The following is a 16,055-nucleotide window of genomic DNA, read 5'->3' as shown; positions in this document are numbered from 1 at the left end:
TACCTCCCATCAGCCGCGCGGCCCCATCTTATTAACCACCCAGGGGACGGCCGTTGCTAGTGGCTGCCGGCGCCACCTTCTTGTGACGGCAACGTCCGGGAAGAGGATGGCAGCGGTCTGTTCGGTGTCGGTGCCGGGGCTGATGATCACTTGACTCGTGGAACGGGTTCGGCCGCCTGAGCAGGAAGTGCTGTTGCAAGAAAGGCTCCCACTGCCAAAAGGGGAATGGCCGGGTATGTCATATTCTTACGCATCAATTCATTCGCCCCAGTTTCGTTCGTTGCAAGTAGTTGGACGCTACCACGCATAGATCGATGGCTCAACGGCTTTGCGGTGGCAATATGTCTCGTATTAATTTGCCTCAGGTGTAATTCTGCTTCAATTGCTGAGCATGCTTCCGGAGTATCCTTCACGTACCAATCAAGGACAGGTCCTTCATTCCTGCAAGACCGTGGGCACGGTATCTGTCTAACTTTTGCCACGCCGTTCACAACCTCCGTGAGAGTTACAGCTAGCTCGCGTCCACCCGGCCCAGCAATTGGAGCACTGTGCGGGTGAGGGCAAAGGCCTGATCCGGGTCATAATCCGGCAGGCTGATGTCCGCGAAGAGATGCGAAGCGCCCGGGTACAGGTATAGCTCGGCGTCCGGAGTGGAGGCCGCCAGGTTCTCCGCGGCGTCCAGATCGCCGGAGTCAACAAACTCCTCGTCGGCGTCCATCCCGTGGATCTGCACGGGCACTCCCGCCGGCCATGTGTCGCCGAAGGCGCCAAGCGGCACGCAGCCGCTGATCAGCACTGCGCCACGGGCGCCGGGGCGGGTCTGCGCCAGCCGCTGGGCCGGGATCACGCCGAGGGAGAAGCCGATGTAGACCATTTCCTCCGGGAACCGGTTCGCAATACTGACGCCCAGCTCTTCGATGGTGTCCATGCCGATCTTCTGGGCGTAGGCAACTCCGTCCTCCAGTTCGCTGAAGGTGCGCCCGTCGTAAAGATCGGGCACGGTCACCGTATGTCCGGCATCGCGCAGGACGTCCGCGAACGCGTCCATGCCCGGAGTAAGGCCCTGGGCGTGATGGAACAGCAGGATGTTGGCCATGCCGGCTCCTAGCGTTCGACGAGGATTCCATCCTCGTCGGCGTACAGCATGGCGCCGGGACGGAAGGTGACACCGCCGAACTCTACGGGCACGTCCACTTCGCCAACAGAGTCCTTGGCGCTCTTGCGCGGGTTGGAGCCGAGCGCCTTCACGCCCAGGGGAAGTTTGGCCACGGCGGCGCGGTCCCTGATGGGTCCGTTGATGACAACGCCGGCCCAGCCGTTGGCAACGGCAGCCTCGGCAATCATGTCTCCCATGAGGGCACTGTTGAGGGATCCTGCGCCGTCCACCACCAGCACCGCACCATTGCCGGGTGAGTTGAGGACGGACTTGACCAGGCCGTTGTCCTCACGGCATCGGATGGTGCGGACCGGACCGGTGAAGGACAGGCGCCCACCGAGGTCCTGGAACTGCAGGGAGGCGGAAGCCAAAGACTCACCGTGCTGGTCATAGAGGTCTGCTGTGCTGATTTCCATGGGACCACTGTGGCACGAGTTAACGGTTCTGCGGAACACTGGCGGCATGCGCCTTCAGGACATCCACGACCTCCAGCAGGTCAGCCACTGACTGGGCGGCGGAAGAATCCCGGTCCCGCGGCCAGCCGCCCGGCAGGCCCTCGTTGTAATAGAGTCCGTCGCCGAGCAGGACAATGGCACGGGCAATGGCCGGATGGCCTACTTCCTCGAGGACCAGATCCATCCAGCTGCGGTGGATTCGTTCCAGCACCGCTGAGGCATCCGGATCGGAGGCCTGGGCAAGACGGACGACGCCGATCAGCGCGCGGTCCAGGGCACTGCCAACATAAACGGACTCCCGGACCAGGTACCGCGACGGGCCTTCCGGGTCGGCGCCCATCCTCACAAGGTCGGCCGCGGCGAGTTCCTCGAGGCGGGCGATGAGGGCCGCGGCCATCGCTTCCTTGTTCTTGAAGTGATAGAGCAGCCCGCCCTTCGAGACTTCGGCGCGTGCCACCACGGCATCGAGGGTGGCGCCGCGTGGGCCTTCATTGATGAGCAGCTCCTCGTAGGCATCAAGGATGCGGTCCCGGGCAGGACGAGTGTTGGACATGCTTTTACGCTACGCCATCATGCCGGAAAGCAGTCGCAATTTGAGAACTGTACAGTCTAGACGGTACAGTAGCTTGCCGGGCTTATCTCTGCCCAAATCCCCCCCACGACTTTTAGAAGGAGGACGCCGTGACGGCCGTTCAGGAAAGGCCCGCTATTACGCGTGCAGGAAAGCGCGAATGGTGGGGACTTGCAGTCCTGATGCTGCCAGTGCTGCTGATCTCCATCGACAACAATGTCCTCAGCTTCGCCATCCCGTCGCTGTCCCGGGCCCTGGCACCCAGCGGCACGCAGCTGCTCTGGATCGTGGATATCTACGCGCTGGTGCTGGCGGGACTGCTGGTCCCGATGGGCAGCCTGGGGGACCGGATCGGCCGCCGCCGGGTGCTGATGATCGGCAGCGTAGGTTTCGGCGTCATGTCACTGGTCGCGGCGTTTGCACCCTCGGCCTCCATGCTGATCCTGGCCCGCGCCCTCATGGGTGTTTTCGGTGCCATGCTGATGCCTGCCACGCTGTCCCTGATCCGGAACATCTTCATGGTTCCGTCCCAGCGGCGCGTTGCGGTGGCCATCTGGGCTGCGGGGTTCTCCGGAGGGGCCGCCCTGGGCCCGATTGTGGGCGGAGTGCTGCTGGAGAACTACTGGTGGGGCTCGGTGTTCCTGCTGTCCATTCCGGTGCTGCTTCCGCTGCTGGTCTTCGGACCCATCCTGCTGCCTGAATCCAAGGATCCGAGCCCGGGAGCCGTGGACGTGCCCGGTGTCGTGCTGGTCATGGGTGCGATGCTGTCCATCACCTACGGCATCAAGTCCTTTGCGTCCGACGGCGCCGCCCACGGCCTGCCGTTCATCCTCCTCGGCCTGGTGCTGGGGACGTTGTTTGTGCGCCGGCAGCTGAGCCGCGAGAAGCCGATGCTGGACGTCCGCCTGTTCCGCAATCCGGTGTTCACCGGGTCCATCAGTGCCAACCTGCTCAGCCTCTTCGCCATGGTGGGCTTCATCTTCTTCCTCTCCCAGCACCTGCAGCTGGTGGTGGGGCAGTCGCCCATCGAAGCGGGCCTGACGATGCTGCCCGGACTGGTGCTGACGGTCGTCACCGGACTGGCCGTGGTGCCGCTGGTCAAGCATCTGCGCCCCGCCTACGTGGTGGCCGGCGGGCTGCTGTTCAATGCCGCCGGCTACGCTCTGGTGTTTTTCGCCGGCGAGTCCGTGACAGTGCTCCAGCTGGTGGTGGCCTTCCTGTTTCTGGGCGTCGGAGTGGGCGCAGCGGAAACCATTTCCAATGACCTGATCCTCGCCAGTGTTCCCCCGTCCCGCGCCGGGTCCGCCTCGGCCATTTCCGAGACGGCTTACGAGATCGGCTCCGTCCTGGGCACCGCGGTGTTGGGCAGCATCCTCACGGCTGCGTACCGCAACGGCGTGCAGGTCCCGGGTGGACTGAGCGCCGAACAAGCCGAATCGGCCGGCCAGACCCTCGGCGGCGCCGTCGATGCAGCGCAGGCGCTTCCGCCGGAACAGGGTTCGGCTCTGCTGCACTCGGCGCAGGCCGCTTTTGATTCGGGTGTCAGTGTCACGTCCCTGATCGGCGTGGTGATCATGCTGGTGGCTGCCGCCGGCGCCGGCGTGCTGTTGCGCAAGGCTCCGGCCGGGCACTAAGTGTGATGTGGCTAGGATCCGTTCCGGCCCGTAATGGGGGCATGCTGCCCGGTGGGCCGGGAAAGTGCGGTGCGGGCCTAGAGGTTTGTCAAGAGTCTGGCTTCCTCGCGAGCAGCTGTTCACGCTATTTGGCTTTTGTTGCGGCATGACGCTTGTGCACGGAAAGCTGCGACTCAATACTCGGTGATCCCACAGCCCGTATGCGTCGAGCTGGGTGATCAGAGGAGCTACTCAATGTTGAGAACTCATCGCAGGCTACGGCAGTTTGCCCGAAGGCGGAGGGCTGCAGCGCTGGTGGTCGTGAGCGCACTGGCCACAACACTTATCGCAGGCACGCTCGCCCTGCCCCTGACAGCAACAGCGTCGCCAAACCACAAGCAGCATCGCAACGGGCTGGAGGTACAGACTCCCTACGGCAAGGTGCGGGGAAAAGACATGGGTGCTTCGCAGGCCTTCCTCGGCCTGCCCTTCGCCCAAGCTCCCGTGTATGACCTGATGTGGAAGGCCCCCGTGGCTCCGGAGGCATGGCGTGGTGTGCGGGACGCCACCGAACAGGAACCTGCCTGCCTCCAGTTTGAACCCACCGGTGTGAAGAACGATCAGGCGACGAGCCTGGACTGCCTGTACCTGGATGTGTACCGCCCGGCTAAGTCCAAAAGGGGCGCCAAGCTGCCGGTCATGGTCTTTTATCATGGAGGCGCCGGGACCCAGGGATCAGGCGTGCTTTACGGAGGCCAGACCCTTGCCGACCGGGGGGATGTCATTGTCGTCAGCACCAACTACCGTCTTGGCGCCTCCGGTACTCTCGCGCTGCCGGCACTCGACGCGGAAGATGCTGGCGCAGGCGGGAACTTCGCGTTGCTGGATCAGGTGGAAGCGTTGAAGTGGGTCCAGAAGTCGATCGGTTCCTTTGGCGGCGATCCAAACAACGTAACCATCTTCGGTCAATCCGCTGGCGGCGGGGCCGTTTGCCGCTTGCTGGTGACGCCGTTGACCGAGGGGCTCGTTGACCGGGCGGCCATCCAGAGTTCGTCCTGCACCGCTGGTGAAATCACCAAAGAGACTGCACACGCCAGCGGACAGTACTACGCGGACGCCGTAGGGTGCCCGGTCGGCCCGAACCAGCTTGACTGCCTTCGAAAAGCCTGGCCGGCTGACCTCGTCAAGGCGCAGGCAGTAGTGAACCGAACGAGCGCGTATACGGGGACACCCACCTTGCCGCAATCACCGGGAGCCGCAATCGCCGCCGGCAACTGGCACAAGGTTCCCGTCATTGTGGGAAACACCCGTTGGGAACAGAAGCTTCAGAACCAGCAGCTCGCAGGCATCACCGAAGCGGAATACGAGGCGATGGTGATGGAGAGCTACGGAGACATTGCCGGTCCTCTGGTTTTGGCGGAATACCCTGCCAGTGAGTATGAGGCACCCTTCTATGCTCTGGCCGCAATGCGCACGGACGCCGGTGCCGGCTGTGCAGTGGACAGGAATGCCAAATTGTTCGCAGGCCAGGGCGTGCCTGTCTACCGCTACCTCTTCGATGATCCGACCAGCCCGACATTGTTCGGCTTCCAGCCTGAAGGGATCGACATGTCGAGTGCCCACAGCGCCGAGTTGGCTTACCTGTTCGATTTCACCTTGGGTGATCGCCCGCTTTCGAACCAAGAACAGGAACTCGGCCATTCAATGCAGGATTACTGGGCTGCGTTTGCCAAGTCCGGGGCACCGGCTGCGCGGGGCGAGCTGAAATGGCCGGCCTACACGGCGGCTGGCGACAAGGCAATCGTCTTCGCACCGGACGTCCACGTCACAACAGGTCTTTACGAGCTGCATAACTGTGAATTCTTCGAGTCGCTGCCTTCGTCGTAGCTGAGCACAGGGGTGGGGGTAGGCACTCAGGTGCCCTCTCCCACCCTTCCGTGCCTGCGAACTAAGCAGATTCGCCGCGGTGCACGATCAGCACCGGACAATGGGCATGCGCCGCCAGCGTTGAGCTGACGGATCCGAGCAGCAGTCCCGCAAAGCCGCCGCGTCCGCGGTTGCCCACCACCAGCATTTCCGCCCCGCGGCTGGCTTCGATGAGGAGTTCCACCGGCAGTCCCACCAGGGCGGTCTGCTTGAGATCCGCCGGGACGTCCTCGCCGAAGGCTTCCTCCACTGCCTCCTTGAGCGTCAGCTCGGCCTGGGTCTGCGGAGACCAGACGTCCGTGGGAACCGGCGGGGCCAGGGAAATGCTGTACTCCCAGACGGTCACCACCTCCAGAGAGCACCCCAGCACTGCGGCCAGGCGCCGGGCCTTCCAGAGCGCTTCAATGGAGAGCCGGGAGCCGTCCACCCCCACAACAATGCGTTTGCGGTCCTCTTCACCGTTGCTCATGGTGCATCCGTCCTTCTCAACGTTGGCTTTGGGCGTGCTGGATGGTGCCGTGCTGCCATCCTCCACCTGAATGGAGCCGCGGGGGAGGGGCCACGTACCATCAGGCCTATGTTTAGTCCGTTTCGCCGCAAGCCGGTTACCGCCATGACAACCGGGTTGTTGCTGGTTCTGGCCCTGCTCTCCGCCACTGGGCCGTTTGCCACCGATCTCTACCTGCCTTCCTTTCCGGCCATGACCGATGAGCTCGAGGCGTCCGCCACTGCAGTGCAGCTGACCCTCACCGCCTTCCTTCTCGGTATGGGGGCCGGCCAGTTGGTGTTCGGTCCGCTCTCGGACCGGTACGGCCGCTTCCGTCCGCTGTTCCTTGGATCCGGAGGCTTTGTTGTCGCGTCCGCGGTGTGTGCCCTGGCGCCGAACTTGGGCGTACTTGTAGCAGGCCGGCTGCTCCAGGGGCTGTGTGCTTCGGCAGGGGTGGTTATTGCGCGCGCCATGGTCGCGGACCTGACTACGGGCGCGACGTCGGCACGCACCTTCAGCCTGCTCATGACCATCGGCGGCGTGGCCCCGGTGGTTGCGCCGACAGTGGGCGGGGTGTTGGCGGAACACCTTGGCTGGCGCGGCGTCCTCTGGGTGCTTGCCGGGCTGGCACTGGTGATGTTCGTGTGTGTGGCGGGTGTGCTGGCGGAATCCCAGCCCCTGCACCACCGCAGCAGCGGGCCGCTGCTGGCCGGGCTGTCAGGCGTCGTCGCGAACCGCAAATTCCTCGGCTATGCCGTGCTCTTTGCCAGTACCTTCGGTGTGCTGATGGCCTACATCTCGGCCTCGCCCTTTGTGTACCAAAACCTGATGGGACTGACGGCGTCCGCCTATGGACTTGCCTTCGGAGTGAACGCCATGGGCCTGGTCGGTGCCGGATTTGTCTCCGCCCGGCTGGCCCGCCGGATACCGCCGAGGAAGACGGTCACGGCGGCGGTATCCGTGCTGCTCACCATGTCCGTCGCTGTTCTGGTGCTGTCAGTTTCGGCCGCACCACCGCTGCTCCTGGCGGTACCCATCTTCTTCGCAGCCACCTCGGTGGGCTTCATCATGGGCAACACCACGTCACTGGCCCTCGCCGAAGTGGGCCTCGCCGCGGGCAGCGGATCGGCGGTGCTGGGCGGCGGCCAGTTCTTTGCCGGGGCACTGGTCTCACCGCTGACGGGACTTGCCGGCGAGGAATCCGCGGTGCCGCTGGCGGTCATCATGACGCTGTCCGCACTGGTAGCCGTGGCTGCGCTGATTGCCACCCGCACGCGTTCGGCCTCCGGTCGGTAGACTCGACGGACTATGCGAACCATGAACAAGTACCGAACGCTCATCGTCTGGCTCCTCATCATCGCACTGGTGGGCAGCCTCAGCGTGGGGTTCCTCGGCATGCTCTTCTGACCCGCCGCGCGCCCCTTTCGCCGCGCGCAGCGAGCCCAAACTTGAGGGATGCCGCCTCATGGGCCTAGAATAGTAAGCCTACTTACGCTTCTTGTTGGGGCGGTGAAAGTCCGCCCCTGATTGGCGTACCGCATGCAGAATGACCTACCGAAAGTGGGAAACTCTATGACCAACGGCAACACAAGCGACCAGTACACCTTCCAGAACCCCGTGGACCGCTTCCCGACCATTACGCCGCCGAAGCAGGACCAGCCCGAGCCCGGCCTGGATGCGACCCTGGAACCCAAAACGGACCGCGGCGAGGAATCCTACCGCGGCACCGGCCGGCTGGAAGGCCGCAAGGCCCTGATCACCGGCGCTGACTCAGGTATTGGTGCGGCAGTTGCCATTGCGTACGCACGTGAAGGCGCCGACGTCGCACTGGCCTACCTGCCCGAGGAAGAGGAAGACGCCCGGGAAATCGTGCGCCTCGTGGAGGATGCCGGCCGCAAGGCTGTGGCCCTTCCCGGCGACGTGCGGGACGCGGCTTACTGCAAGCAGCTGGTTGCAGACGCCGTGGAAGCCCTCGGCGGCCTGGATATCCTGGTGAACAACGCCGGTAAGCAGGTTGCCGTGGAGAATCTTGAAGATCTCTCTGATGAGCAGCTGGATGACACGTTCAAGACCAACATCTACGCGTTCTTCCGCATCACCAAGGCTGCCCTCCCGCACCTGCCGGCCGGATCGAGCATCATCAACACCACCTCCATCCAGGCATACAGCCCGTCACCGTTCCTGCTGGACTATGCCAGCACCAAGGCGGCCATCAACAACTTCACCAAGGGGCTGTCGATGCAGCTGGCACCCAAGGGAATCCGCGTGAACGCCGTGGCGCCGGGTCCGTTCTGGACGCCGCTGCAGGTGTCCGATGGCCAGCCCAAGGAAGCACTGCCGGAATTCGGCAAGGACACCGCACTGGGTCGCGCCGGACAGCCCACCGAGCTTGCCCCGGCCTACGTCTTCCTGGCGTCCCCGGAATCCAGCTACGTCATCGGTGAAACCCTGAACGTCAACGGCGGCATGCCCACTCCGTAAGGATCAGGCGTCCCGCTTAGCTCAAAAGGAACCGGCCCGCACCTCGAAAGGTGCGGGCCGGTTCCTTTTGTCTGCTCCGGAAAGTCAGAACAGATCAGGCGCGGACGTCTGCGTCGCTGTAGTCGGCCCGGTCAATCCGGCGGTGATAGCGCATACCGGCAAGGCCGCCGAGCAGTGCACCGATGAGGGTCGCGGCCAGCGTTGCGGCGACGGCGAGCCAGGTTGCCGCTGTGGCCCCGTCGAGGTCATCGGGAAGGGGCGCCACAGTGTTCAGCTGGGTGATGCTGCGGATGTCGTCACCGAAGATCAGTCCAAGCACCACAACAACCAGTCCGGCGATGAGGGCCCACAGCCAAACGGCCAGACCCTGCTTGAGGCCGTTGAAGCGTGCCATCCGTCCCGCCACGTACCCGCCGGCGAAGTAGGCCAGCAGCAGGACCAGCAGCAAAATGACCGTGCCAATGATGCCGGCACTCTGATTGGCCATCGCCTGGTCCAGGGACTGGCCCAGGTCATTGTCGGTGTTGAAGTCGACGGCGGCGCCAATGGCTGCTGCCAGAGCGGACAGGAGCACCACCATTCCGGTGGCGGTCAGCCAGCCGAAGAAAGCCGCTCCGAACTTCATGCCGCCAAAACGTTCCTTTTCCATCGCCAGCAGGGCCTCGCGGTTGGCCTTGCCGGGCAGGGCACCTCTGTTTTCGGTGCTGCGAACGGCCGTGCGTCCGGAGTCGTCGCCGGTGTGGCGTCCGCCGTCCCCGGGGCGGTATTCGGTGCCGTCGTCATAGTCTGCGTTGGGATCCTTGGTGTGGCTCACCGGCATCGCCTGGGTGCGCCCGTCGTCGTTCATCCTGTTGCCGGAAGCCCCCGTCGAGGTTCCTGTGGCAGGGTTCCCGGCTGCGGTTGCTCCGGTTGCTGCGGTTGCCCCGGTCGCCGGGGAGTTCTGTGCCTCGGATCCGTTGCCCGCGGGCAGGACCTGGGTTTCGTCGGCGGGAGCCAATCGGTCCGACCTGTCGCGCAGGCGTCCGCCGTCCGGGCCTGTGGAATTTCCGAAGTCGCCGGAGTTGTTGGCTCCGGCCCGGCCGTTGTTGCCTGGTTCCGTGCTCATCTGTGTCTCCTGTTGCCATCGAGTGATCGGGCTGTCAGAGCCAGCTTATAAGTATCCTTACTATTTTCTCCACTTGCCCATGATCCCCGGCTGCCCGCCTGGAACTCCGCTTTGGGACAAATCGACCGGTTTGGGAAATCCCTGCCGCGGCGGACCGGACGGATTTTCCCAAACCGGAGAAGAATCCCAAACCGGAGGGAAAACTCCGCACCGGCAGGTCGGCATCCGGGGTCGGCGCCCAAATGAAACACTGGAGGAATGGACCCCGACATAGTCATTACCGTCATTGCCGCCCTTGCCGTCGCCGTGGGTCTCACCGGAATCATCATTCCGGTTCTGCCTGGCAGCATTCTGATCATCGCCGCATTGCTTGGCTGGGCGCTAGGCATGCAAAGCACAGCCGCATGGTGGACCTTCGGAGTGGGCGCCGTGCTGGCGCTGGCAGGTTTGCTCGCCAGTGCGGTGCTGACCGGCAGGAGGTTGAAGCAGCGCCAGGTCCCCAATACTTCCGTTCTGGCGGGAGTGGTGGTGGGTGTTGTGGGAATGTTCCTGATTCCCGTGGTGGGGCTCATTGTGGGGTTTGTGGCGGGTCTGTTGCTCAGTGAGTTCTTTCGCCGCCGCAGCCTGCCCGAGGCGTGGTCGGCCAGCTATGCCGCACTGAAGGCGATGGGGCTGGGCATCCTGGTGGAACTGGGCCTTGCCTTCGCAGCCGGATCCGTGTTTGCGGGCGGGATCTGGTGGCATTTCGCCAGCCGCTGACCAGCCGCTGACCAGCCCTCCGCATACGGGCTAGCCGGCGCTGACAAACTCCGCCAGCGCGTTGAGCTGGTCCAGCCGGCACTCCGGCTTCAGATACATCATGTGCCCTGCCTCGTGATAGTGGTGCGTGAACCGTGCCCGCGCAGCATCAGTCAGCCGCATGTGCGCCCAAACGTACTCGGCAGCGAAGTGGGGCGTGGCGCCGTCGTGGTAGCCGTAGTCCACGTGCACGCGCAGGTGAGGGTTGTGCGCCAGCAGCCGTTCGAGTGTTCCGGTGACATCCACGGGAACCCCTTCGAAGCTCTTGTAGCTCCAGGGCTGGACCCGGCCGGTGAGGATTTCATACGGAAGGTCGTTTTCGTACCCCAACTCGGCCCGGACGTAGTGGTTGACGGCGGCCGAGTACGGTCCGTTGATGGCCTGCAGGCTGGGGTCATCCCAGTTGATGGAATCCTGTTGGTTCGCGGGAGGTGCAGTGAACCGGCCGTCTATCCGCCCCACCACGAGGTTCTCGTTGCGCAGCAGCTCTGCGGAGAACTGGGCGTAATCCCACCGCAGGTTGGTGCGCCGGATAAACCCCTCATCCAAGGTGGTGATTTCCGCCAGCCGGCGGACGACGTCGTCGAGATCTTCCGTGCTCAGCCGGGAACCCTGGGTCAGTGCGTAGCCGAACTCCCGTCCGGCGAATTCCTCCGCCTCGCGCACTACGTCAGCCAGCGGCCGGTCTCCGTGCCGCCCGTGGAAATGCGCGATGGCCGCGTAAGTGGGCAGATGAAGTGCGTACGGAGTGTCGCGGCCCGGGGCAAAATCCAGCGTGGCCATGTTCAGGACCGTGGAAATCAGTCCGAGCCCGTTGACCGCCAGGCCGTAGGCATCGAACAGCCGTCCGGCGACGGCGACGGCACGCAGGGTGCCGTAGGACTCGCCCACCAGGTACTTGGGGCTGAGCCAGCGGTTGTTGCGGGTGGTCCAGAGCCGGATGACTTCCGCCACCAGGTCCCGGTCCTCTTCAAAGCCGTGAAACTCTGCGGCCTCGTTGCCGTCCACCACTCGGGAAAACCCGGTGTTGACCGGATCGATCATCACCAGGTCCGCGTGCTGCAGGATGGTTTCCGGATTGTCCACCAGGCCAAACGGAGGAGGCGTCAGTGCCCCAACGTCCCCGGAATCAACCATCCGGGGTCCCAGCAGGCCCATATGCAGCCACACCGAGGACGAGCCGGGGCCGCCGTTGAAGGCGAACACCACCGGACGGCGGTTTGCCTGCGGGGCAGGTGATTGCTCTTCCGCCGCCGGTTCGCCCGGATCAGCGGTGTAGGCGACGAGGAAAATCTCGGCCTTGGGCAGGAAACCGTCCGCTTTTCCGTCCTTGGTTTCTTCCCGCCGCAGCACCAGGCGTCCGGCCGTGGTGGTGTATTTCAGGCCGGTTGGAAGAGTGTGGCGGCGGACCGTGAAATCATCGGTAACCCTCGGGTTCCTTCCTTCCGGCTCTCCGCCGTTTCCGGGGTTCTCACGGCTCTGGTGCTGATTGTCGGCGTCCTGGTGCTGCTCGTCATGGGGCATTGGAGCAGTCTAACCAGTTCCACACCTGCGGGCCGGATCAGGGCGCACGTCACGATTATGTGACGCACCTTACATTTTTAAGGGGACTTGGATAGGTTCTCCCCCAGAGGTGCTGGCCTGCAACGCTGCAGGCCACGCGCCTGTTCCACCGGCAGTTTCAGGATCCTTAACGCTTCTCATCTACTCGCGCCCGCGGCGCGCTTAACCAGGGAGAATCCATGCCTTTGAACCAACGGAGCTGGCTGCGTCTCGGCACGGCAGCGCTCATCGCCCCGGCACTGCTCCTCTCCGCCTGCGGCAGCCCCGATACGTCCGGCGATTCCGGGGCCGGCGCGGACGGCGGCGGCGGCACGCTGTCCATTGCGACCGGCGGCACCGGTGGTGTGTACTACCCGCTGGGCGGCGGCTTTGCCACCGCTATCCGAGAGAACATTGAGGGCTATGACGCCACAGTCCAGGAAACCAATGCTTCCGTGGACAACGTGCTGCTGATAGCCAACGGGTCAGCCCAGATCGCTTTTTCGGTGGGTGACGTGGTTTCCGACGCCGTGGAAGGCGTTGGAGAATTCGAAGGCAAGCCGCAGGAGATTTGTTCGCTGGGCAACATCTACAACAACTATCTGCAGGCCGTCACCGTTGACGGCACGGGTATTACCAGCGCGGAGCAGCTTGTCGGGAAGGTTGTTTCAGTGGGAGCTCCGGGATCAGCCACCGAAGTTGGTGCACTGCGGATCCTCGAGGCGGCCGGCGTTGACCCGGACAGTGTGGAACGGCGCCAGCTGGGCGTCGCGGAAACGGTGGCAGCCCTGCGGGACGGAACCATCGACGCCGGATTCTGGTCCGGCGGACTGCCCACCGGTGCGCTGATCGACCTGGCCAGCGACGGCGATATGGTCCTGCTTCCCATCGGGCAGTATGCAGAATCCATGGCGGGAACCTACGGCGAGTACTACCTGGCCGAAGAAATCCCGGCCAACACCTATGAGGGCCAAACCGAAGCCGTCCAGGCCATCGCCTCGCCCAACCTGTTGATTGCCAGCCCCAAGATGGACGAGCAGCTGCAGCAGGACATTGCCGCTGCGCTCTTTGACAACGTTGAGCAACTCGAAAAAGTGCATCCCTCGGCCAAAGAAATGGACGCCGCCACAGCCGGTGACGTTTCCTACGTAGACACCTGTCCGGGAGCGGCGACCTACTTCGACCAGGCGGGAAGCTAGCCCTCATGCGCCGGCCGGCCGCCGTCGTCGTGATGCTGGGAGTTGCGGGGGCTGCCGGACTGGCCGGCGTTGCCGGGGCAGCCGGGCACCGGCAGCAATCCGTCGAATGGACGCTGAGCGTCAGCAATGACAGCGGCCGGCTGGCGGAGGTTCCCCTTCACGGGGATTCCTTCGCCGTCAGCTACCGGAACTCGATTTACGGCACCGTGGCCGAAGAACGCTACGAGGTCAGACCCGACGGCAGTTATCTGCTGGTGCAGCTCGCGGCGGACCAGATGGCGGTGCTGGAGGAATACTATGCGGTGCCCGGTGCCCCCGAGGCGGCGGAACCGCCGGACAGAAGACAGTGGGTTGCTGACCCGGATCCGGCCCGGCCCGCCGCCTTCACGCGGTTGTCCCTGGCGGCCACCGACCTGGGACAGCGCGCCGTCCATGCGGACGGGGCGCCGCCGCTGGAACTGTGGACGCTGGTGGACGACGGCGATCCCTTCGTGACGCTGGAACTCAAGGAGAATCAATGATCAAGCGACCCCGCGGCAGCGGCGCCGTCAAAGCTCCGGCCCAGGGTGCCGCCGGAAGCTCCGAATCGCCCACTGCATCAGATCCGCTGCTCAGATCGGAGCAGCTGGGCAAAGCGGGCGACGAGGTCGTCAGCCCGCTCGAGCGCGAGAGCATCATTGACGAAGACGCCCTGATCGCCGAATTCGAGGCCGAGAAACCGGCCCGCCAGCTCAGCGGACTCCCCGCCTCGGTGATCAAGGCGTTCGGTGCAGGCTTGTCCCTGTTTGCCCTGTACTGGGTTTTCAGGCCCATGCCCACCCAGTTCTATCTGCCCATGTTCCTGGGCCTGGGACTGGCGATGACCTTTCTCGTCTACCGGGGCTGGGGGCGCTCGGAAAAGGCCAAGGCGAAGGGAAAGGCCGACAACCCGCAGGTTGCAGACTGGCTGCTCGCGGTTATTGCGCTGGTGCCGTTCGTCTATATCGCCTTCAACTGGGACGGATTCTTCCGCCGGGCCATCACGCCCACCTACCTGGACCTGGTCATGGGAATCATCGCCATCCTGGTCACGTTGGAAGCCTCCCGCCGGACCGTGGGCATCCTTGTTCCCCTTGTGGTGCTGGTCTTCTTCGTCTACGCGTCCTTCGGAACCCTGGTGCCTGCACCGTTCAACACCTCGGACTTCAGCTGGATCCGGCTGGTGGGCCACAACGTGATGGGTACCCAGGGGCTGTTCGGCGTGCCCACCGACGTGGCGGCGTCGTACATCATCCTCTTCACCATCTACGGCGCCGTACTGGCGTCCTCCGGTGCCACGAAATTCTTCATTGACCTGTCCTTCTCGGCCTTCGGCCAGTCCAAATCCGGCCCCGGCCGGACAGTCACCCTGGCCGGGTTCCTGCTGGGCACGGTCTCCGGATCCGGCGTAGCCACCACGGTGACACTCGGCGGAATTTCATGGCCCCTGCTGCGCAAGGCGGGTTACCCGAAGGAACACGGCGGCGCCATCCTGGCGGCGGCCGGTATTGGTGCCATCATGTCTCCGCCCACCCTTGGAGCAGCTGCCTTCATTATTGCCGCACTGCTGGGCGTGTCCTACCTGCAGGTCCTGATCTGGGCCACGATCCCGACGCTGCTCTATTACTTCGGCATCATCCTGGCCATCGAAATGGATGCCCGCCGGTTCAAGACCAAGGCCGTCGATTTCGAGGTCAAGCCCGTCGGCAGGCTCCTGCTGCGCTTCGGTTACCACTTCAGCTCGCTGGTGGCGATTGTCGTGTTCATGATGATGGGCATGACGCCGTTCCGGGCGGTGGTGTATGCCACCGGACTCGCTTTTGTCCTGAGTTTCCTGGACCGGCAGTCCTGGATGACGCCGAGGCGCATCTGGGACGCCCTGTCCGCAGGCGCAACCGGTGCCCTGTCCGTCATTCCGGTCATGGCCGCCGCCGGACTGATCGTGGGCGTGATGACGCTGACCGGACTGGGCCTGAAGCTGGCCAACATCATTGTGGACTTCGCCGGCGGAAGCCTGCTGCTGACGGCTGTTTTCTCGGCGATTTCAGTAACCCTGCTTGGCCTGGCTGTTCCGGTGACCGCCAGCTTCATCATTTCCTGGGTCATCATCGGTCCGGCGCTGCAGGACGTTGGCGTTCCCGCTTTTGCCGCGGCGATGTTCATTTTCTACTACTCCGTCCTGAGTGAGGTCTCGCCTCCCACCGCACTGTCGCCGTTCGCGGCCTCAGCGATCACCGGCGGCAAGCCCATCCAAACCATGTGGCTGACCTGGCGGTACACACTCTCCGCATTCCTGGTGCCCTTCATCTTCGTGATGTCCGGACCGGGTATCGGCCTGCTGATGCAGGGAGGGCCGGCCACCGTTATCCTCGCGCTGGCCGTCTCCCTGGTGGCCGTCGCTGCTCTGGCCGTGGCGACCGGAGGATGGCTCTTTGGGCTGGCCCGCTGGCCCGAACGGGTTCTGCTGGGCATTGGTTCACTGCCGATGCTGATTATGGAACCGATGTATATCGGTATTGGTCTGGGCATTATTGCTGCGGGCGTCCTGGTGCATTTGGTCGGCCTGCGCAGGCGCGCAGGGGACACCCCCGACCAACTGCCGGACAGAAGCGCCGCTCCGCCCGCCGCCGTCGTCCGCCGAGGCAGCCACCGGGCGCCCTCACCCGTCCCGCCGGCCGCCACGGAAACGCCGTGAGTGCCGGCT

14 protein-coding genes are annotated in these 16,055 nt (G+C 64.2%); 8 read left to right on the top strand and 6 right to left on the bottom strand.

Annotated features, from left to right (window positions below):
* Window positions 1–511: 511 nt before the first annotated feature.
* Genes CXR03_RS04580 through CXR03_RS04570 form a run of 3 tightly spaced genes read right to left on the bottom strand, consistent with a single transcriptional unit; the run spans window position 512 to window position 2,164 of the window.
* Complete coding sequence (locus tag CXR03_RS04580) at window positions 512–1,096, bottom strand: dienelactone hydrolase family protein (RefSeq protein ID WP_104102226.1); 585 nt, start codon at window positions 1,094–1,096, stop codon at window positions 512–514.
* A gap of 8 nt (window positions 1,097–1,104) precedes the next feature.
* Window positions 1,105–1,572 carry a ribonuclease E activity regulator RraA gene (rraA, locus tag CXR03_RS04575; protein ID WP_104102225.1) on the bottom strand — a complete coding sequence of 156 codons (468 nt, stop codon included), beginning with the start codon at window positions 1,570–1,572 and terminating at the stop codon, window positions 1,105–1,107.
* 19 nt (window positions 1,573–1,591) lie between these two features.
* Window positions 1,592–2,164, bottom strand: coding sequence for a TetR/AcrR family transcriptional regulator (locus CXR03_RS04570; protein ID WP_104102223.1), 573 nt, complete (start codon window positions 2,162–2,164; stop codon window positions 1,592–1,594).
* Between the two features lie 128 nt (window positions 2,165–2,292).
* Between CXR03_RS04570 and CXR03_RS04565 the strand changes: the two genes are divergently transcribed.
* Both CXR03_RS04565 and CXR03_RS04560 read left to right on the top strand, forming a co-directional pair.
* Window positions 2,293–3,816 (top strand): MFS transporter, encoded by a 1,524-nt coding sequence (locus CXR03_RS04565; RefSeq protein WP_258073486.1) that lies wholly within the window; start codon window positions 2,293–2,295, stop codon window positions 3,814–3,816.
* A 234-nt stretch (window positions 3,817–4,050) separates the two neighbouring features.
* Window positions 4,051–5,682: a carboxylesterase/lipase family protein gene (locus CXR03_RS04560; protein WP_104102222.1), complete on the top strand. Its 1,632-nt coding sequence runs from the start codon at window positions 4,051–4,053 to the stop codon at window positions 5,680–5,682.
* Between the two features lie 61 nt (window positions 5,683–5,743).
* On the opposite strand, the gene CXR03_RS04555 is transcribed toward CXR03_RS04560, so the two are convergent.
* The gene (locus CXR03_RS04555) at window positions 5,744–6,190 is read right to left on the bottom strand and encodes a universal stress protein (RefSeq protein ID WP_104102220.1); all 447 of its coding nucleotides are present in this window, start codon (window positions 6,188–6,190) and stop codon (window positions 5,744–5,746) included.
* Between the two features lie 108 nt (window positions 6,191–6,298).
* Here CXR03_RS04555 and CXR03_RS04550 point away from each other — a divergent pair, with 108 nt between their 5' ends.
* Entirely contained in the window at window positions 6,299–7,504 is a 1,206-nt protein-coding gene (locus CXR03_RS04550; RefSeq protein WP_104102219.1) for a multidrug effflux MFS transporter, read from the top strand.
* 276 nt (window positions 7,505–7,780) lie between these two features.
* Entirely contained in the window at window positions 7,781–8,689 is a 909-nt protein-coding gene (locus CXR03_RS04545) for an SDR family oxidoreductase (RefSeq protein WP_104102217.1), read from the top strand.
* A 94-nt stretch (window positions 8,690–8,783) separates the two neighbouring features.
* Here CXR03_RS04545 and CXR03_RS04540 read toward each other — a convergent pair whose 3' ends face one another.
* Window positions 8,784–9,794: a YrzE family protein gene (locus CXR03_RS04540; RefSeq protein ID WP_104102216.1), complete on the bottom strand. Its 1,011-nt coding sequence runs from the start codon at window positions 9,792–9,794 to the stop codon at window positions 8,784–8,786.
* 258 nt (window positions 9,795–10,052) lie between these two features.
* Between CXR03_RS04540 and CXR03_RS04535 the strand changes: the two genes are divergently transcribed.
* Window positions 10,053–10,553: a DUF456 domain-containing protein gene (locus CXR03_RS04535; RefSeq protein WP_104102214.1), complete on the top strand. Its 501-nt coding sequence runs from the start codon at window positions 10,053–10,055 to the stop codon at window positions 10,551–10,553.
* Between the two features lie 30 nt (window positions 10,554–10,583).
* Here CXR03_RS04535 and CXR03_RS04530 read toward each other — a convergent pair whose 3' ends face one another.
* A complete protein-coding gene (locus CXR03_RS04530; protein ID WP_146070454.1) occupies window positions 10,584–12,116 on the bottom strand; it encodes a S10 family peptidase in 1,533 nt (510 codons plus the stop codon).
* A 218-nt stretch (window positions 12,117–12,334) separates the two neighbouring features.
* On the opposite strand from CXR03_RS04530, the gene CXR03_RS04525 reads away from it, so the two are divergent.
* The 3 genes from CXR03_RS04525 to CXR03_RS04515 are packed head-to-tail and all read left to right on the top strand — an operon-like array spanning window position 12,335 to window position 16,046.
* Entirely contained in the window at window positions 12,335–13,333 is a 999-nt protein-coding gene (locus CXR03_RS04525) for a TAXI family TRAP transporter solute-binding subunit (protein ID WP_104053301.1), read from the top strand.
* A 5-nt stretch (window positions 13,334–13,338) separates the two neighbouring features.
* Window positions 13,339–13,854 (top strand): hypothetical protein, encoded by a 516-nt coding sequence (locus CXR03_RS04520; protein WP_104102213.1) that lies wholly within the window; start codon window positions 13,339–13,341, stop codon window positions 13,852–13,854.
* Entirely contained in the window at window positions 13,851–16,046 is a 2,196-nt protein-coding gene (locus CXR03_RS04515) for a TRAP transporter fused permease subunit (RefSeq protein ID WP_104102211.1), read from the top strand. Before CXR03_RS04520 ends, CXR03_RS04515 begins: the two co-directional genes overlap by 4 nt.
* Window positions 16,047–16,055 lie beyond the last annotated feature (9 nt).

The organism is Arthrobacter sp. 08Y14 (assembly GCF_002929455.1).
GTDB classification, from domain to species: Bacteria; Actinomycetota; Actinomycetes; order Actinomycetales; family Micrococcaceae; genus Arthrobacter_B; species Arthrobacter_B sunyaminii.
The sequence above is the reverse complement of the archived record's forward strand: the minus strand, read 5'-3'. Positions and strand labels throughout refer to the sequence as shown.